We start from the raw sequence: 17845 nt of genomic DNA on the forward strand, positions 1-17845 counted from the left end.
TATGTCGGATGAGGCTTTGTTATACCCGGGCTTTTGGGCCGGGTTTTTCTGTTTGGGTCCGATTGCCGGGTTGCCACAATCGAACTTCAGGTGCGACCGGATTTTGCTTCCAGTGCAACCTCGCTAGATATTGGAGATAACCCTTGGTCTCCCAAGGGTTACCCCTCGGTCACACTCAGCCGATGGTCATGAGGCTGGCGTTACCGCCGGCCGCGGCGGTATTCACACTGATGGAACGCTCGGTCAAGAGTCGCTCCGGCACATACGCGGCGCCGGCGGCCAAGGCATCCGGCGTCAGGCCGTGCACCGCCAGGATCGCGCCCGGACGCTGCGCAATGCGCTGGTTCAGGGCGCGCAGCGCGTCGCCATCGCCTTCGAACAGCACCGCCTGGTAATCGGCCTGGTCGACCTCGTCATCCGCCAGGATGCCGGCCTGGCCCTGCTGCTCGGCATCCAGCCCGGCCAGCAGCGCTTGCGCGGCAGGGGTGTCCGCGAACCAGGCATGGTTGCCGGTCAGGCGCGCCGCCGACCACTGCGCCCGCGCGCCAGCCTCGGTGGCCGCCACGCAATATACGGCGCCGCGCGGCTCGACCATATAGGTATTGGTCTCGCCCGTGGGGCCCGGCAGCGCGATGCGCTGCGGCAGCGGCGCGGCCGCGTCCAGCGCGGGCGGCAGGCCCGCGGGGCGCGTGCCCAGCAGGCGGTACATATACAGCGGGCCGCCCGCCTTGGGGCCGGTGCCCGACAGGCATTCGCCGCCGAAGGGCTGCACGCCCACCACGGCGCCCACGATGTTGCGGTTGACATAGACGTTGCCCGCATGGACCTGCCCGGTCACATGGGCGATGGTTTCGTCGATGCGGGTGTGCACGCCGAACGTCAAGCCATAGCCGGTGCCGTTGATGGCATCCAGCAAGGCGTCCAGCTCTTCGCGCTTGTAGCGCACCACGTGCAACACCGGCCCGAACACTTCGCGTGTCAGTTCGCTGACGGCGTCGATTTCGATGATGGTGGGCGCCACGAAGGTACCCTGGCGGCATTCGCCGTTCAGCTCGGCCTGGTCGATCCGGTGGCCCGCCGTGCGCATCGCGTCGATGTGGCGCTGGATGCCATTGCGCGCCTCGGTGTCGATCACCGGGCCGACGTCGACCGACAGGCGGTCGGGGTTGCCCACGCTCAGTTCGCGCATCGCGCCGCGCAGCATCGTCAGCACGTGGTCGGCGTTGTCTTCCTGCACGCACAGCACGCGCAGCGCCGAGCAGCGCTGGCCGGCCGAGTCGAAGGCCGAGCTGAGCACGTCGAACACCACCTGCTCGGACAACGCGGACGAATCCACCACCATCGCGTTCTGGCCGCCCGTTTCGGCGATCAGCGGAATGGTGTGGCCGTCGTCATCAAGACGATCCGACAGTGTCCGCGCGATGATGCGGGCCACGTCGGTGGACCCGGTGAACATCACGCCGCGGATGCCGGGGCTGGCCACCAGTTGCGCGCCCACGGTTTCGCCGCGGCCGGGCAACAGCTGCACCGCGCCGGCCGGCACGCCGGCGGCGCGCAGGATCGCCACCGCCTGCGCCGCGATCAACGGCGTCTGCTCGGCGGGCTTGGCCAGCACGGTATTGCCGGCCGCCAGCGCCGCGGCAACCTGGCCGGTAAAGATGGCCAGCGGGAAGTTCCAGGGGCTGATGCACAGCACCGTGCCCAAGGGGCGGTGCGTGTCGTTACCGAACTCGCGGTCGGCCTGATCCGCGTAGTAACGCAGGAAGTCCACCGCTTCGCGCACTTCGGCGATCGCGTTGGGCAGCGACTTGCCGGCCTCGCGCACGATCAGGCCGAGCAAGGTCTGCATCTGCTCTTCCAGCAACTGCGCAGCACGGCGCAGGCACTGCGCGCGCTCGGCCACCGGGGTCGATTGCCAGATGGGCGCCGTGTTGGCGGCGGCGCGCAGGGCAGCCTCGGCTTCTTCGCCGTTGGCCTCGATCACATGGCCCACGACGTCGCGCAGATTGGCGGGGTTGCGCACTTCGATCGCGCGAGCCGGGTCCCAGGCCTCGGCGCCCTCGCCCAGCATGGGCGCGGCACGCCAGGGCGTGCCGGCGCTGGCCAGCAGCGCGGCCGACAGCGAACCCAGGCGATGTTCGTTGCTCAGGTCCAGGCCGGCGGAGTTGGCGCGCGCGCCTTGCTGTGGGTTGCCGTAAAGCTCGCGCGGCAGCGGAATCTTCTCGTGCGGCGCGCCCAGCGGCACGATGCGCGAGGCTGCCTCGACCGGGTCGGCCACCAGCGTTTCGACGGGGATGCTGTCGTCGCCGATCAGGTTGACGAACGACGTGTTGGCGCCGTTTTCCAGCAGCCGGCGCACCAGGTAGGCCAGCAGCGTTTCATGGGTACCGACCGGCGCGTAGATGCGGCATGGGCGGTTCAGCTTGCCTTGCGCCAGCGCGCCCACGACCTCGTCGTACAGCGGCTCGCCCATACCGTGCAGGCACTGGAATTCGTACTGGCCCGGATAGTAGTTCTGGCCGGCCAGTTGATAGATCGCCGCCAGCGTATAGGCGTTGTGCGTGGCGAACTGCGGGTACACCGCTTCCGGCGCGCCCAGCAGCTTGCGAGCGCAGGCCAGATAGGCCACGTCGGTATAGACCTTGCGGGTATAGACGGGATAGCCTTCCAGGCCATCGACCTGGGCGCGTTTGATCTCGCTGTCCCAGTACGCGCCCTTGACCAGGCGCACCATCACGCGGTGGCGGCTGCGGCGGGCCAGATCGATGACGTAGTCGATCACGAACGGCGCGCGCTTCTGGTAGGCCTGGATGACGAAGCCGATGCCGCTCCAGCCTTCCAGCTCGGGCGTAAAGCACAGGGCTTCCAGCAGATCCAGCGAGATTTCCAGGCGGTCGGCTTCTTCGGCGTCAATGTTCAGGCCGATGTCGTAACTGCGCGCCAGCACCGTCAGCGCCTTCACACGCGGCAGCAGCTCGGCCATGACGCGTTCGCGCTGGCCGCGCGAATAGCGCGGATGCAGCGCCGACAGCTTGATCGAGATGCCGGGGCCTTCATAGATACCACGGCCGGCGGCGGCCTTGCCGATGGCGTGGATGGCCTGCTCGTACGAGGCGTAATAGCGGTCCGCGTCCTCGGCCGTGGTGGCGGCTTCGCCCAGCATGTCGTACGAATAGCGGAAACCGCGGCTTTCCATCTTACGGTTGTTGGCCAGCGCTTCGGAGATGGTCTGGCCCGACACGAACTGCTCGCCCATCATGCGCATGGCCATGTTCACGCCCTTGCGCACCAAGGGCTCGCCGCCCTTGCCGATCAGGCGCGTCAGCGCCTTGGACAGCGATTGCTCGCTGCTCACGGCCACCAGCTTGCCGGTGATCATCAGGCCCCAGGTCGCGGCGTTGACGAACAGGGATTGCGAACCGCCCATGTGCGACTTCCAGTCGCCGCGGGCGACCTTGTCGCGGATCAGCGCGTCGCGCGTGGCGCGGTCGGGAATGCGCAGCAACGCTTCGGCCAGGCACATCAGCGCCACGCCTTCCTGGCTGGATAGCGAGAATTCCTGGATCAGCCCCTCGACCCCGCCGCCGGTGCGCTTGCCGCGCAGCTTCTTGACCAGGTCCGTGGCCATCGCATGCACTTTTTCCAGATTGGGCATGCGGGCCTGGCCCAGCAACAGCGGCACGCACTCGGGCTCGGGGCGGCGATAGGCGGCGGTGATGGCCGCGCGCAGCACGGACTGCGGCTGCACGTCCTGACCGAACTCGTAGAACGGCGGCGTGGCGGCAGCCTGGTGTTCGCCGCTCTCGTCGTCGCCCCCCTCGTCCCCGCCCAGATGGGACATTTCGGCGGGCAGATGGCCGCGCTCGATCTTGTCCAGGTAGGCGAGAATCGCCTGCTTGTGCAGCCAGTGCGGCGTGCAGTTGAGCTTTTGCGCGGCCGACTTCAGGCGGTCGCGAAGCGCGTCATCGACTTTGACGCCGAGGGTGGTGCTGGCCATAAGAGATTGCTTCCTGTCGCATGGCAAAGGTCACACCGGGCCCAAACGGAAGGACCCAGCATCGGTAGGACCGTATGCTAGTCAGGTTGCAACCGCGTTTGTATTGAGGTTAACCCTAGGGTTAACCGATTGAGATCATGGCGAGTTTTGGCACCCGCCCTGCCCCCATTTTGCTGTCCGCCAGACTCAGTCCGGCAACGGCGAGCAGCCCAGCATCTGCACCGCGCCGCCCGTGTCCGGGGTCTGCCCCCGGATGGCCGATGCCATGGCGCCGGCCAGCGCCACGACCGCGCGCTGCTGCGCCGTAATCAGCGCGGGCACGCCTGCCTCGGAGACCTTTTCGGTGACGACGCTGCGGCACAGCAGGCCAGCGCCCTTGAGGTTCACCGGCCGCACCCGCCAGGTGACATCCAGCTGTGCCATGCTGCCCGACACCAGGTCAAAGCGCTGTACGTCGGTCTGCACCCGCCAGACCGGCGCGGTGGGACCGGGCTTGACCACCTGCACATCCAGCGCGCCCAGGTCATGCTTCAGGGCATCCGACAGCGCGCCGCGGATTTCGTCGCCCAGCGGCGAGGTCCAGCGCTCGGAGTACAGCGCCGAGACGCTGCCGTCGCCCGTGCGCACCATCAGTTGCGGCTGGTCAGCCTGCGCCGCCACGTTGACGCCTTGCACATCGATCAGGAAAGGCGCCGCCGCGCGCGGCACCGCGGGCGCCTGGGGCGAGGGTCCCTGCAAGGTGTAGTAATGCACCGGTGGCGACGAGGCGCAGCCGGCCAGCAGCGCGGCCAAGGCCAGCGCCGGCAGGCCCAGGGCCCGCAACCGGGCACGCTTGGCGGCAACGGCGGGACGGACGGAGCGGGAGCGAAGTCTATTCATGGGTTCAGTTCCTGACCGGACCGGCGCCGGGGATCGGGTCGTCGCCGCGACCACGCAGCAACGATTCGGGGTTCGATTGCAGGAAGTCGGCCAACGCGCGCAGCGACCGGGCCGCGCGGCTCAGTTCCTGCATAGCCTTTTCGGCGTTGACCGGCAACGAGGCATCCGAGGCCAGCAGCGCATTCAGATTGGCCATGGATTCCTGCGCCTGCTTGAGCACGCCCTGTGCCTGCGGCGCCACCTGCTTGTCCAGGCGCGTCATCAGCTTGGAGGTGCTGGCCAGCGTGGTGCGCAGATCTTCGCCGATCTTGTCGAACGGGATCTTGTCGATCTTGGCGACGATATTGCTGACCTGCTGCTGCAACTGGTCCAGGTTGCCCGGCACAGTCGGGATCAGGGCCGGACTGGACATCTTGAAGTCCACCGGCTTGGCGTTGGGGAAGTCGTCCAGCACCACGTACAACTGGCCGGTCAGGAGATTGGCGGTACGCAACTGCGCGCGCAGGCCGTGCTTGATCATGATGCCCAGCAAGCGGCCGCCGGCCTGGTCGCCGTCCTCGACGGCGCGGGCGCGCACTTCCTCGTACACCCGGCCCAGGCGTTCCGGATACAAGGTGGCGTCCACCACCGAATAGAAGCGCTTGCTGACGGGGTCGAAGTCCAGGTTGATCTGCGTGACGTTGCCCAGCGTAATACCCGAGAAATCGATCGACGCGCCCACCGACAGGCCGCGGATCGACTGGTCAAAGCGCATGCGGATCGGGAAGGCCTCGCCGTCCGGATTGGCCTTGGCGGCCGCCTCGGTGGCGTATAGCTCGAAACGCGCATCGGCGGCGGCCGGCGTGCCGGCATCGCGGGCGCTGTAGACCGGCTCGAACGCCACGCCGCCCACCGCCATCGACACCAGCGACTGGGTGCGCACCTTCAGGCCTTCGGCGTTGACGCTGAAATCCACACCGCTGGCGTTCCAGAAGCGCGTCCCGTTGGTGACGAACTTGTCGTTCGGCGCGTCCACGAACACTTCGACATTGACGGCGTCACCAGTCTTGTCCAGCGCATAGCCGATCACACGGCCCACATTGATGCGGCGGAAATACACCGGCGAGCCGATGTCCAGCGAACCCAGATCCGATGCCTTGAGCTTGAAGCGCTTGCCGGCGCGGTCATGCGTCACGGCCGGCGGCGTCTCCAGGCCCACGAAGTGCAGCTTGGTGGCCTTCTTGGACGCATCCTTGCTCTCGACCGCGTCCACGCCGATATAGGCCCCGGACAACAAGGTGCCCAGCCCCGACACGCCGCTGACATCGAGCCGCGGACGCACCACCCAGAAGTTGGTGCCCTCGCGCGCCAGGTCGGCCACGTCCTTGGACAGTTCGGCCTGCACCACGACCTTGCTGCGGTCGCTGTTGAAACCGATGGACTTCACCGTGCCGACGTTCACGTCCTTGTAGCGCAGCTGGGTCTTGCCGACCTCCAGCCCTTCGGCGGTGTTGAATTCGATAGACAGATCCGGGCCGGCCTGCATCCACGTACGCACCACCAGCGACAAGCCCATCAGCGCGGCGACAACGGGCACCAGCCAGATCCAGGAGATCCGGCTCTTGCGCTTGCGCGATATGGTCGGTGACGCAAACTTCTCTTCACCCGATCCCGGAGCTTGCTCGGCCATCTGTTGTTCCTTTTCTTCTTTCTACTTCAAGCGGTGAACACCGTTCGGCCCCGCGCCGGACAGTGGCGGGCGCCCGGCGTGTCAGCCCATTTCCGAGCCAGGGGCGGGCGCCGGCTGCCGCCGCCCGCTCGCCACTGGCGGTTGTTCCATATCGATTTCGCTTTCGCCTTCCAGGTCCCAGCTGCGCCGCAGGTCAAAGCTCATGGCCGACAGCATGGTCAGGATGACCACCACGCCGAACGCCGCGGCGCCCCCGCCGGCGCTGATTTCCATCAAGCCCTGGAAGTCGGCAAGCGCCGCCAGCAGGATCACGACAAACACGTCCAACATCGACCACTGGCCAATGAACTCGACCATCTCGTACAACCGCGTGCGCGGCCGCAGGTTGGTCGTGCTGCGCCACTGTTCCGTCAACAATAGCAGGATCAGCGCCAGCAACTTGGTCAGCGGCACCGCCACGCTGGCAATGAAGACGATCAGCGCGATGTCCCATGACCCCATGTTCCAGAGCTCGACCACGCCGCCCAGGATGGTATGAGCGCTGTCGCCCAGCACCGAACTGACCTTCATGACCGGCAATACGTTCGCAGGAATATAGAACACCACCGCGGCCAGCAGCAGCGCCCAGGTGCGGGCCAGGTGGTCGGGCTTGCGGTAATGCACCACCGCGTGGCAGCGCACGCAATGGTGTTCGGCTTCTTCGTCGGCGTTGCGCGGCAGCGCCTGCACCTGCCCGCAAACGTGGCAGCCGGTCAGCACCACGTCCGGCCCGGCCTCGGGCACATGGACGGGCACGACGCCCTCCGATTCGGCATAGCGCCACAGCACGTGCGGCGTCAGGCGGCCCAGCATGGTCAGCAAAATGGTGAGCACCCCAAACGCCGCCAGCCCGATACCGGGCGACACGGCCGCCATGCCGGCCAGTTTGACCACCGCCACCAGCACGCCCAACAGGAATACCGGCACCATGCACCAGGGCCGCAGCAGGCCCAACAGGCGCATCGCGCCATGGAAACCGGCAGGTTCGGCGCCGCGCGACAGCGGCCCCAGCACCCACAACAGCACGGAGAGCTGCAGCAACGGCAAGGCAAAGCCCGCCAGTCCGGTCATGATGGCCACGATGTAGTGGCCTTGACGCCAGGTGATGGCAATGGCGTCGAGCAGGGACGCCTGCTGCACCATGCCCTGCACGGACATCGAAGCAACCGGGTAGGCGTTGGCCACGCCGAAGATGATCAGGGCGGAAATGGCGAGCGCCAGCCAATTGGACAAAGTAAGCCCGCTGTAGCGCCACAGAATGGCACCGCAGCGGGCGCAATTGGCGGTCTCGCCAGGTTCAAGCTGATGTCGGCGATAGATGCTTGCGCAGTGTTCGCACTCGATCAGCGGCTGGCGGTCCGCGGTCATAGGCCTAATCGACGAGCTCGACTTCCTGCTTGTCGGGCGCGGCCGACGGCGGCTTGCCATGGTCGTCGAAGTCCAGCGTGACCTTGTTGTCGTCGCCCAGGTCCACCGTGACCGTACCGCCGTCGACCAGCTTGCCGAACAGCAGCTCGTCGGCCAGGGCGCGGCGGATGGTGTCCTGGATGAGACGCTGCATCGGCCGGGCGCCCATGAGCGGGTCGAACCCTTCCTTGGCAAGGTGGTCGCGCAGGCGCGTGGTGAACACGGCCTCCACGCGGCGCTCGTGCAGCTGGTCTTCGAGCTGCATCAGGAACTTGTCGACCACCCGCAGGATGATCTCGCGATCCAGCGGCGCGAACGGGATGATCGCGTCCAGGCGATTGCGGAACTCGGGCGTGAACATGCGGCGGATTTCCGCCATTTCGTCGCCCACGACGCGCGAATTGGCAAAGCCGATGGACGGACGGTTCAAGGTTTCGGCGCCCGCGTTCGTCGTCATGATGACGATGACGTTGCGGAAGTCCGCCTTGCGGCCGTTGTTGTCCGTCAGCGTGCCGTGGTCCATGACCTGCAGCAGGATGTTGAAGACGTCCGGATGGGCCTTTTCGATTTCATCGAGCAGCAACACGCAATGCGGCTGCTTGGTGATAGCCTCGGTGAGCAGGCCGCCCTGGTCGAAACCGACGTATCCCGGCGGCGCGCCGATCAGGCGCGATACCGCGTGGCGTTCCATGTATTCCGACATGTCGAAACGCAGCAGTTCCACGCCCAGCGTGAAAGCCAGCTGGCGCGCGACTTCGGTCTTGCCCACCCCGGTCGGGCCGGAGAACAGGAAGGCGCCGATCGGCTTTTCCGGCTTGCCCAGGCCCGAGCGCGCCATCTTGATGGCGGCGGCCAACGCGTCGATGGCGTTGTCCTGGCCGAAGACCACGGTCTTGAGGTCGCGGTCCAGCGTGGCGAGCTTGCTGCGGTCGTCGTTGGAGACAGACTGCGGCGGAATGCGCGCGATCTTGGAAACGATGTTTTCGATATCGACCTTGCCGATCACCTTCTTCTGGCGCGAACGCGGCAGCAGGCGCTGGGCGGCGCCGGCTTCGTCGATCACGTCGATGGCCTTGTCAGGCAGGTGGCGATCGTTGATGAAGCGCGCCGACAGTTCCGCGGCGGCCGACAGCGCGGCGGCGGAATAGCGGACGTTGTGATGTTCTTCGAAGCGGCTCTTGAGGCCGCGCAGGATCTGCACGGTCTGTTCGACGCTGGGTTCGGGCACGTCGATCTTCTGGAACCGGCGCGACAGCGCGTGGTCTTTCTCGAAGACGCCGCGGTACTCGGTATAGGTGGTGGCGCCAATGCACTTCAACTGGCCCGAGGACAGGGCCGGCTTGAGCAGATTGGACGCATCCAGCGTGCCGCCCGAAGCCGAGCCGGCCCCGATCAGCGTATGGATTTCGTCGATGAACAGGATCGCGTCGGGGTTGCCGCGGATCTGCTTGAGCACGCCCTTCAGGCGCTGTTCGAAATCACCGCGGTACTTGGTGCCCGCCAGCAGCGCGCCCATGTCCAGCGCGAACACTTGCGCGGCCTGCAGGATTTCGGGAACTTCGCCACGCGTGATGCGCCAGGCCAGGCCTTCGGCGATGGCGGTCTTGCCCACACCGGCCTCGCCGACCAGCAGCGGGTTGTTCTTGCGGCGGCGGCACAGCACCTGGATCACGCGTTCGACTTCGTGCTCGCGTCCGATCAGCGGATCGATGCGGCCGGCCAGCGCCGCGGCGTTCAGGTCGGTCGCGTACTGATCCAGCGGCGACTGGCGCGATTCGCCCTGCTCTTCACCATTGGTCTGCTGCTCTTTCTGCACGGCGGCGGACTCCACCTGTGGCTGTTTGGTAATGCCATGCGACAGAAAATTGACGACGTCCAGCCGTGTGACACCCTGCTGTTGCAGGTAGTACACGGCGTGCGAATCCTTTTCGCCGAAAATGGCTACGAGCACGTTCGCGCCGGTGACCGGTTTCTTGCCGGTGCCGCCCGCGGACACATGCATGATCGCGCGTTGGATCACGCGCTGGAAACCCAGCGTGGGTTGGGTATCGACTTCCGCGCCGCTGGGGATCACCGGGGTGTTTTCCGAAACGAACTGGCGCAGATTGCGGCGCAGGTCATCCAGATTGGCGGCGCAGGCGCGCAACACTTCCACTGCCGACGCGTTGTCGAGCAACGCCAACAGCAGGTGCTCGACGGTAATAAATTCGTGCCGGGCCGAACGGGCCTCGACGAAAGCCATATGCAGGCTGACTTCAAGCTCTTGGGAAATCACGCTTCCTCCGTAACGCATCGAAGCGGTCAAATACACGATTCATATTCTATGCCGATCATGGCGTAACGCCAGCGATTTCAAAAACCACGCTATCGTGGCGACCTTGCGCGTCCATGACGGTAAGCGTATACCGGCCGTCTTGCGCCAGCACTAAATTAAACGGATGACTCGACGCGCCATGGCCAACCACGCGACCGTCAAGCATCCACCATACTTCGCCTTCGGCGCCCTGCACATCCACATCCAGCGCCACCTGCCTGCTGCCCGGCACGGGCCGAAGCACCGAACCGGTTGCCACGCCGCCCAATCGCAACGGGCCCTGCGTGGCATCGGCGTAGCCGGAAAACGACGGCGGCACCGTTTCATTCAAGGCCCAGGCGGCGCGCTGTTCCGGGCACTCGCCCGACGGCACGCTGCCCAATTTATAGCCCAGTGGCCAGCACGTCACGACCGCCCGCACCGTTTCGGGCCTGACGCGGACGTGCTGCGGGCCTTCTGGTAACGCCGCCACGATGTCCTGCAGTAGCGGCGCCGCCACATTCGCCCCGAAAAATCCGGGATTGGGCGTGCCGTCCGGGCGGCCCACCCACACACCTATGGTCCAGCTGTCGGTCACGCCGATCGCCCAGGCGTCCCGGAAACCAAAACTTGTCCCGGTTTTCCAGGCCAGTTGGCGGGCCGGGCTGCCCGACTGATAGAACGGCCGGTCCGGGTGGCCTCCGCCTTCGAGGATGTCCCGGACAATCCAGGCGGCGCCAGCACTAATCATACGGGACTCGACCCGCGGCTGCTCCGGACGCAGCCGGGGCCGGCCGGAGACGCCGCCGCGGGCCAGGGCCCGGTAAGCGCCCACCAGTTCTTCCAATGTGGTGCCGCCCCCGCCCAAAATCAAGCTCAGATTGGGTTCGGCGCCAGCAGGCATTCGTAACCAGACGCCTCCCTTGAGCATAACCGAGGCGAAACGGCTGGGTCCCACCCGGTCCAGCAGGTCCACGGCAGGCACGTTCAGCGACCGCTGCAGGGCCTGCGAGACGCTGATCGGACCGGAAAACGCGGCCTGGAAGTTACCTGGGGCATACCCGCCGAACGACATGGGCGCGTCGATCAGCAGGCTTTCCGAGTGAATCAGGCCGTCGTCCAGCGCCTGGGCGTACAGGAACGGCTTCAGAGTAGAACCCGGCGAGCGCACGCCGCGGACCATATCCACGTGGGCGTATCGGGAATCATCGGAAAAGTCGGCCGAGCCGGCATAGGCCTTGACCTCCAGGGTGTCGTTGTCCATCACCAGCACGGCCATGGACACCTTGGGCGGCAGGTTGTCGACCCGGTCCAGCAGCATCCGCTCGACCGCGGCCTGCATGTCGGCGTCCAGGGTCGACGCCACCAAAGGCGGGCGGCTGCCGGGGCGGCGCGGGCCGCCGGTCTTGCGCCCGGCTTCCTGCAACAAGCGCTGCGCGGCCAGCGGCGCCAGCCAGCGGGCCCGCAGCGGCGGCGCCACCACCCGCTCGATCTTGGCGTCGGCCACTTCGGCCGGGGTCCAGCGGCCCAGCTCCACCATGCGGTCCAGCACCTTGTCGCGGGCGCTCTGGGCGGCCTCGGGGTGGCGGTCCGGACGCAGGCGCGACGGGGCCTGCGGCAAGGCGGTCAGCATGGCGGCTTCGGCCGGGCTCAGGTCGCGGGCGGGCTTGCCCAGCCACAGCCGCGAGCCCATCTCCACCCCTTCCACGATGCCGCCCATGGGCGCGTGGGTCAGATAGAGCGACAGGATCTCGTCCTTGCTGTAGTGCATTTCCAGTTGCACGGCGCGCCAGGCCTGGCGCAGTTTGGCCGCCATCGAGCGCGACGGTTTACCGGCGAGCTGGGGGTCGATCAGCCGCGCGACCTGCATGGTCAGGGTGGATCCGCCCGACACGATGCGGCGGTTGGTGACCCACTGCCAGCCGGCACGCGCCAGCGCCACCGGATTGACCCCCGGGTGCCAGTAGAACCAGCGGTCTTCGTAGGTCAGCAGCGTGTCCAGGTAGTGCGGCGACACCTGCTCCGGCTTGACCGGATAGCGCCAGATGCCATCACGGCTGGGATAGTTGCGCAGCGGGGTGCCGTCGGCGGCAACCACCACGGCAGCGCCGCCCGAATCGATCGGGGGCAAGGGATAGAGGCGATCCAGCGCGAATAACAACGCGGCCAGCGCAAACAACACGCTGGCCGCGTAGATGCCGCGCCGCCGCCAGCGGCGGGCGCGCGAGGCGCCCGCCGACGGGGTGGCGGCGGCGGTCAAGGACGCTGCTTGGCGCCGCGATCGCGGATTTCGACCGTGCTCCATTGCTCGCCTACACCGCGGATCTCGGGACGGTACATATCTTCAGCCACCGTCGAGGGCACCGAATAACGGCCCGGCGTGACGACTCGCACCAGATAGAACACGTCCACTTTGCCACGGCCCAGCGATACGGCCGCAACATAACGGTCATCGCGGAATTCGCGGTGCTTGATGTTGGGATCCGCCATCGCGTCGGCCACGCGGCGCCCGCCGATGCTCCAGTCCTGCATTTCGGGGCTTTGCGACAGGTTCAGGTTCTCGACCTCGAAGCCGGCGGGCACGCGGTCCACCAGCAGGCCGTCCGGGATGTTCTGGTTGGCGCTGGCCTGAACCCACACCACCAGCATGTCGCCGGTCTGCAGCGTGCCGCCGTCCCACGGCCGGCCGTCAGGACGGTACCAGCCACGCTTGAGCTGGATCACGTCGTTGCGCGGCGCGGGCACGGTCGTCGGGCTGCCCTGGATGTCGTACTCGATGAACAGCGACTGGCTGCCGGTGTTGACGAGCTGGGTATTCGCCAAGTCGGCCGCGGTCAGGGACACCGTCTGGTCGGACTTGCCGCCCGTCAGCGGCTTGCGAGCGCCGTTGACGGTCAGCGTGGCTTCCCACGGCGTACCCTTGTCGCCGCCGGCGGCGCGGGCAGCCAGCAACAGGGCCATCTGCTCTTGCGTCGACAGGTACGAGCGGTTGCCCAGGCGCGCGGCCAGCTGCGTCATCAGGTTTTCCACGCGGTCGTGGCGCAGCTGGTACTGGTTGGCCAGCGCATATGCCAGGGCGTAGTCGCGCACGGCGCTGCCGTAGTCGCCCATCCACTCGTCGTAGTACGCGCTCTGGTTGCGGCGGTTGATGCCGTATTCGCGCGCCATGGCCTGATCCAGCGCGGACTTCATGCGCCCTTCGTCGCCCATCAGCTTGAAGGCGGCGGCCAGTTGGATCAGGGGCAGCGGCGAACGCGCGCGCTCCTGGTAGTTGTCGAACAGCTGGCGCACGGTGGAGAGCGGCGCCTTCTTGTCGCGCGCCAGCGCCAGCACGGCGGTGGCCAGGCCGGCAAAGCGGCGGTGGTCTTCACGCAGCGTGTTGATGTCGCCGCTGTCCAGGCGGCCCGACTCCAGGTTGCGCTTCAGGTTGGCCGACCAGGTGCCGAACGAGCCGGAGCTCTGCTGCACTTGTTCGAGCAGCCACTGGCGCGAACGGTCCAGCGACGCCTCGGGCACCGAGAAGCCCTTGTCGCGGGCATCCTGCAGGAAGCCCACGGCATAGGCCGTCAGCCACACGTCGCGCGAGGACGAGCTGCTCCACAGGTTGTACGAACCCACCGCGTTGCGCATGCCGGACAGGCGTCCGATGGCGCCGGCGACCTTGGCTTCGCGTTCAGCCTGGGTACGCGGCTTCAGGCCGAACTGCTTGGCGGCGTCCTCGTCCAGCATGACCCAGGGCAGGGTTGCGCTGATGGTCTGCTCGGTGCAACCGTAGGGGTAGTTGAGCAGGCCTTCGACCAGGCGGTTGACGTTGAACGGCGGGCGGTTCGAGACCGTCAGGCTGACGGTGGTCGAGTCCGGATAGTAGGACGCTACCCACGAGGCTTGCGGCGCATTGCTTTCGCCCGGGTTCAGGCGCAGACGGCGCACCTGACGCTCGGCCGCGTAGGCCGGCTGCACCTGCAGCACCGATTCGCGCACGATATGCACGGGCTTGCCGCCGCCCTGCCCGTCCACGGTCAGGCGGATCAGGCCCAGGCCGTAGGAACCGGTAGTGGTGGCGTTAAAGCGCAGCGTGGTGCGTTGCTTGTCCTTGAGCGTCACGGTACGCGTACCGTCGACGATGCCCAGCGGATCCAGCGCTTCCAGCTTGACCGTCACCTTCTGGTCGGCGCCGCTCAGGTTGGTGACGTCCAGCGCGATGGCGGCCTGGTCGCCCGGAGTGATGAAGCGCGGCGTGTTCAGTTCAGCCACGATCGGCGCCGCCACCACCATCTCGGTGTCGGTGCTGCCGAAGTTGTCCGGCGTGAACGCGACGGCCATCAGGCGCAGCGTGCCGTTGAAGTCAGGCAGATCCAGCGGGATGTCGGCCTCGCCCTTGTCGTTCAGCTTGACCGGACCCGAGAACAGGTCGACCAGCTTGACCTTCTTGGGCAGGCTCTTGCTGTCGCCGCGCATGGCGGCGTCACCGCCCCACTTCAGCTTGCCCTTGGTGCCGTCCATCTTCTCGATGAGCTTGCCGTACATATCCAGCAATTCGGGCGCGTAGCGGTGCTTGCCGAAGAAGAAGTCCAGCGGGTCGGGCGTGCGGTACTGGTTGATATTGAGAATGCCCACGTCCACGGCCGACAGCGTCACCATGGCTTGCTTGCCCTGGGCGCCGTCCACCTTGACGCGAACAGTGGTCTTGGTTTCGGGTTCGGTCTTGGCGGCGGCTGTCAGCTTGACGTCCAGCTTGCGGTCGGCGCTGGCGATCGGCAGGAACGCCAGGCCCAGTGCGCGCGCCGGCGTCACGCGGTCGCCTTCGCTGCCGGGACGGAACACCGCCGCGGCGACGTACAGGTCGTGACGCTTCCAGGTCTTGTCGATCGGGATTTCCACTTGCGTGCCCGTCGCCTTCACGGCCACCCAGGTGGACCACAGCATGCGGTCGCCTTCCACCGTGATCAGCGCCTGGCCGTCGTGCGGCGGCGTCAGCGTCAGCTTGACGGAGTCGCCCGGCTTGGCCGGCACACCCTCGAGCTTCATCTGGACGCGGTCGGGGCGGTTGCCCATAGCGTCGGCGTCCTGCGCATTCCAGCCCGCGTAGAAGCGATAGCGCAGGGTTTCACCCGTTTCAGGATCGGCGATTTCCAGGCGATAGCGGCCCCACTTGACCGGCACGGTCAGCTGGCTGCGGTCGTTCAGCGCGATCTCGCGCGAATCGACCAGTTCTTCGGTCTCGGTATAGCCGCTGTTCCAGCCGCGCTGGTCATCGAAGCGCCAGTAGTACTGGCGTTCTTCGCGATACAGGCGCATCTGCGCTTGCGGCAGCGGCGCGATCTTGCCTTGCGCATCCACGCGCAGCACTTCGAAGGCGGCAGGCGCGCCTTCGCGGGCCACGTCGCTGTCGAATTGCGGACGCACGGCTATCAGCTTGTCGGCGGGCCAGACGCTGCGCTCGATCGAACGCACCACCGGGCGGCCGCCCGATTCCAGCAGGCTGGCCGACACCCGCACCTTCATGGGCGAATGGGTGCCGTCGGTGCGCGGCTCGATCTCGAGCTGGGCGGCGCCGGTGGAATCCAGCGCGGCTTCGGGCAGTTCCTCGAAATGGCGGCGGGTATCGTCGGCCACATCGCCGAAGATGAAGCCGGGCCATTGCTGTGGCAGGGCAAAGCGGTCGCGCTTGACCTGGAAGCTGGACAGCAGGCGGTTGCCGGCGGCGGGCGCGCCATACAGGTAGTCGCCCTGCACATCGACCGTCAGGCTGTCGCTCGGCGACAACACATCCTGATCGGAGGTCAGCGCCATCTTCATGCGTTCAGGCAGGAATTCCTCGACCTGGAACTTCCACGAGGCATCCGGGGTACGCGAGGCGGGGTCGACGCGCAACTCCAGCATCCAGGCGCCGGTCTGCGCGTCGGGCGGCAGATCGATTGCGCGTTCGACATAGCCCTGCAGGTCCTTGGCGGGTTGCCACAGATTCGTCGACACCACGCGGCCGTCGGGGCGCTTGATCGTGGCAGTCAGGGGCGAAGCCGGCATCACGCGGCCGTCCAGATCGCGCGGCAGCACCGACACATGGAAGGTTTCACCGGGGCGGTACAGATTGCGGCCGGCGTAGACGAAGAGGTTATTGGGGCGGGAAATATGGCCGCCCGTGTCGAACTCGGACAGGTCCAGCGCGGGCTCGCCCAACGCCAGCACGGTCATTTCCTTGTCGCGCGAGGCACGGATGATGCGCGCGTTGGTGAAGCTGCCTTCGAAGCGCACATGACCCTGGGCATCGGCCTGGGCCTTGGCCAGCGATTTGCCGGCGCCATCGACCAGTTCGAACACCGCGCCCGAGATGGCCTGGCCGCTCTTGAGCGACACCGAATAGGCTTCGATACGGTCGCTGTAGCGGCGCGCGTGCAGACCGATGTCGCTGACATAGAAGTAGGTAACCTGGTATTCGTAGCGGAAGCGGCCGGGCTGGCTCATCACCGCGATATAGATACCGGGTTCTTGCAGTTCCTTGACGCCTTCAACGGGCAGGAAGGTGACGTGGCGGCGGTTGGGCTTATCGTCCGTCAGGAAGCGGCCCTGGTAGACGCTGGTGGTCAACGTGTTCAGGCGATCCAGGTCCCAGTTGCTGACCGAGCCCTTGAGGCTGCGGTTGTCGGAATAGCGCCACTCGTCGTCTTCGTCGTAACCGCCCGCGCTGTCATCGTCATCCGACGAGGCGTTGGCCGTGCGGCCGATGCGCAGCACGGAGTCGAACAGTTCCGGCACGCGCTCGGGGGCCACGCGCAGGAACTGCACGTCGACCTCGGGCACGTTGACGGTCGCGACCGGCAGGCCGCCGTTCTGGCCAGCCGGCAGCACCACGCCGCGGCTGGCGAAATAGAACGAAGGCGGCATGGCTTCGGTGGTCACTTCGCAGTGCGATGCCGTCGGCAGTGTGACCTTTTCGCCCGCGCCCGGCAGGCCGGCGCGCACCGAGATGGCGTACGAGCGCTGCGGCTGGACGTAGGGGAAATAGACCATGCGGGGGTTGTCGCCCACCACCCAGTTGCCCTGGACGATCTTGCCCTTGGGGGCCGAATCGCCCGGCTTGACCGAGGCGGGCTGGTCGCCGGCGCGGGCGGCCTGTTCGCTGTCCTGGTCGGCCTTGCCCGACGCGGAGCCGGTGTCAATGACCTGCAGGAAGCTCTCGAGCTTGGCCTTGGAGTCGACCGGCTGCGTGAACGTGATCGCCAGCGCCAAGGTATCGTTGTACTGGCGCGGCTGGCAATTGAGCGCGGCAAACGGGTCGGCCGCGCCGACCACGGCCGAGGCCGGCAAGGCGGCGGGCTTGGCCTCGCCGGGAGGGGTGGCGGCGCCAGGGACGGCCGCGGACGTTGCCGCCGGCGGCGCGGCGGGCGCGGCGGGTTGACCGCCCTTGCCCATCCACCAGCCCACGCCCAGGGCGCCGGCCAATACGATCACGCCGGCTACCGCCAGCCAGGTCTTGCTGTTCTTTCCACTCACGGCAAACCTCCCCGCCTACTCAAATGCATCGCTCCTTTGCGGCGGAGCTGCCGACCTGACACCCGCG

At 66.9% G+C, this 17845-nt stretch carries 7 protein-coding genes; all 7 read right to left on the reverse strand.

All coding sequences use genetic code 11. From position 1 onward, the window contains the following. Positions 1-175: 175 nt before the first annotated feature. The 7 genes from putA to A9974_RS15690 all read right to left on the reverse strand — a co-directional run bounded on the left by putA (position 176) and on the right by A9974_RS15690 (position 17778). Positions 176-3997, reverse strand: coding sequence for a trifunctional transcriptional regulator/proline dehydrogenase/L-glutamate gamma-semialdehyde dehydrogenase (gene putA / locus A9974_RS15660; RefSeq protein WP_183005077.1), 3822 nt, complete (start codon positions 3995-3997; stop codon positions 176-178). 186 nt (positions 3998-4183) lie between these two features. Then, a complete protein-coding gene (locus A9974_RS15665) occupies positions 4184-4876 on the reverse strand; it encodes a membrane integrity-associated transporter subunit PqiC (RefSeq protein ID WP_183005078.1) in 693 nt (230 codons plus the stop codon). 4 nt (positions 4877-4880) lie between these two features. Continuing rightward, positions 4881-6545: an intermembrane transport protein PqiB gene (locus A9974_RS15670; protein ID WP_183005079.1), complete on the reverse strand. Its 1665-nt coding sequence runs from the start codon at positions 6543-6545 to the stop codon at positions 4881-4883. Between the two features lie 81 nt (positions 6546-6626). Then, the gene (locus A9974_RS15675; protein ID WP_183005080.1) at positions 6627-7952 is read right to left on the reverse strand and encodes a PqiA/YebS family transporter subunit; all 1326 of its coding nucleotides are present in this window, start codon (positions 7950-7952) and stop codon (positions 6627-6629) included. Positions 7953-7956: 4 nt separating this feature from the next. Next, positions 7957-10266, reverse strand: a complete 2310-nt coding sequence (gene clpA, locus A9974_RS15680; RefSeq protein ID WP_183005081.1) for an ATP-dependent Clp protease ATP-binding subunit ClpA — start codon at positions 10264-10266, stop codon at positions 7957-7959. A 55-nt stretch (positions 10267-10321) separates the two neighbouring features. After that, on the reverse strand, positions 10322-12544 hold the full coding sequence (gene pbpC, locus A9974_RS15685) for a penicillin-binding protein 1C (protein ID WP_183005082.1): 2223 nt from the start codon (positions 12542-12544) through the stop codon (positions 10322-10324). Then, positions 12541-17778 (reverse strand): alpha-2-macroglobulin, encoded by a 5238-nt coding sequence (locus A9974_RS15690; RefSeq protein ID WP_183005083.1) that lies wholly within the window; start codon positions 17776-17778, stop codon positions 12541-12543. The genes pbpC and A9974_RS15690 overlap by 4 nt, the downstream gene beginning before the upstream one ends. Positions 17779-17845 lie beyond the last annotated feature (67 nt).

The sequence above is a fragment of the Achromobacter sp. UMC71 genome, assembly GCF_014170305.1.
GTDB lineage: Bacteria > Pseudomonadota > Gammaproteobacteria > Burkholderiales > Burkholderiaceae_B > Achromobacter.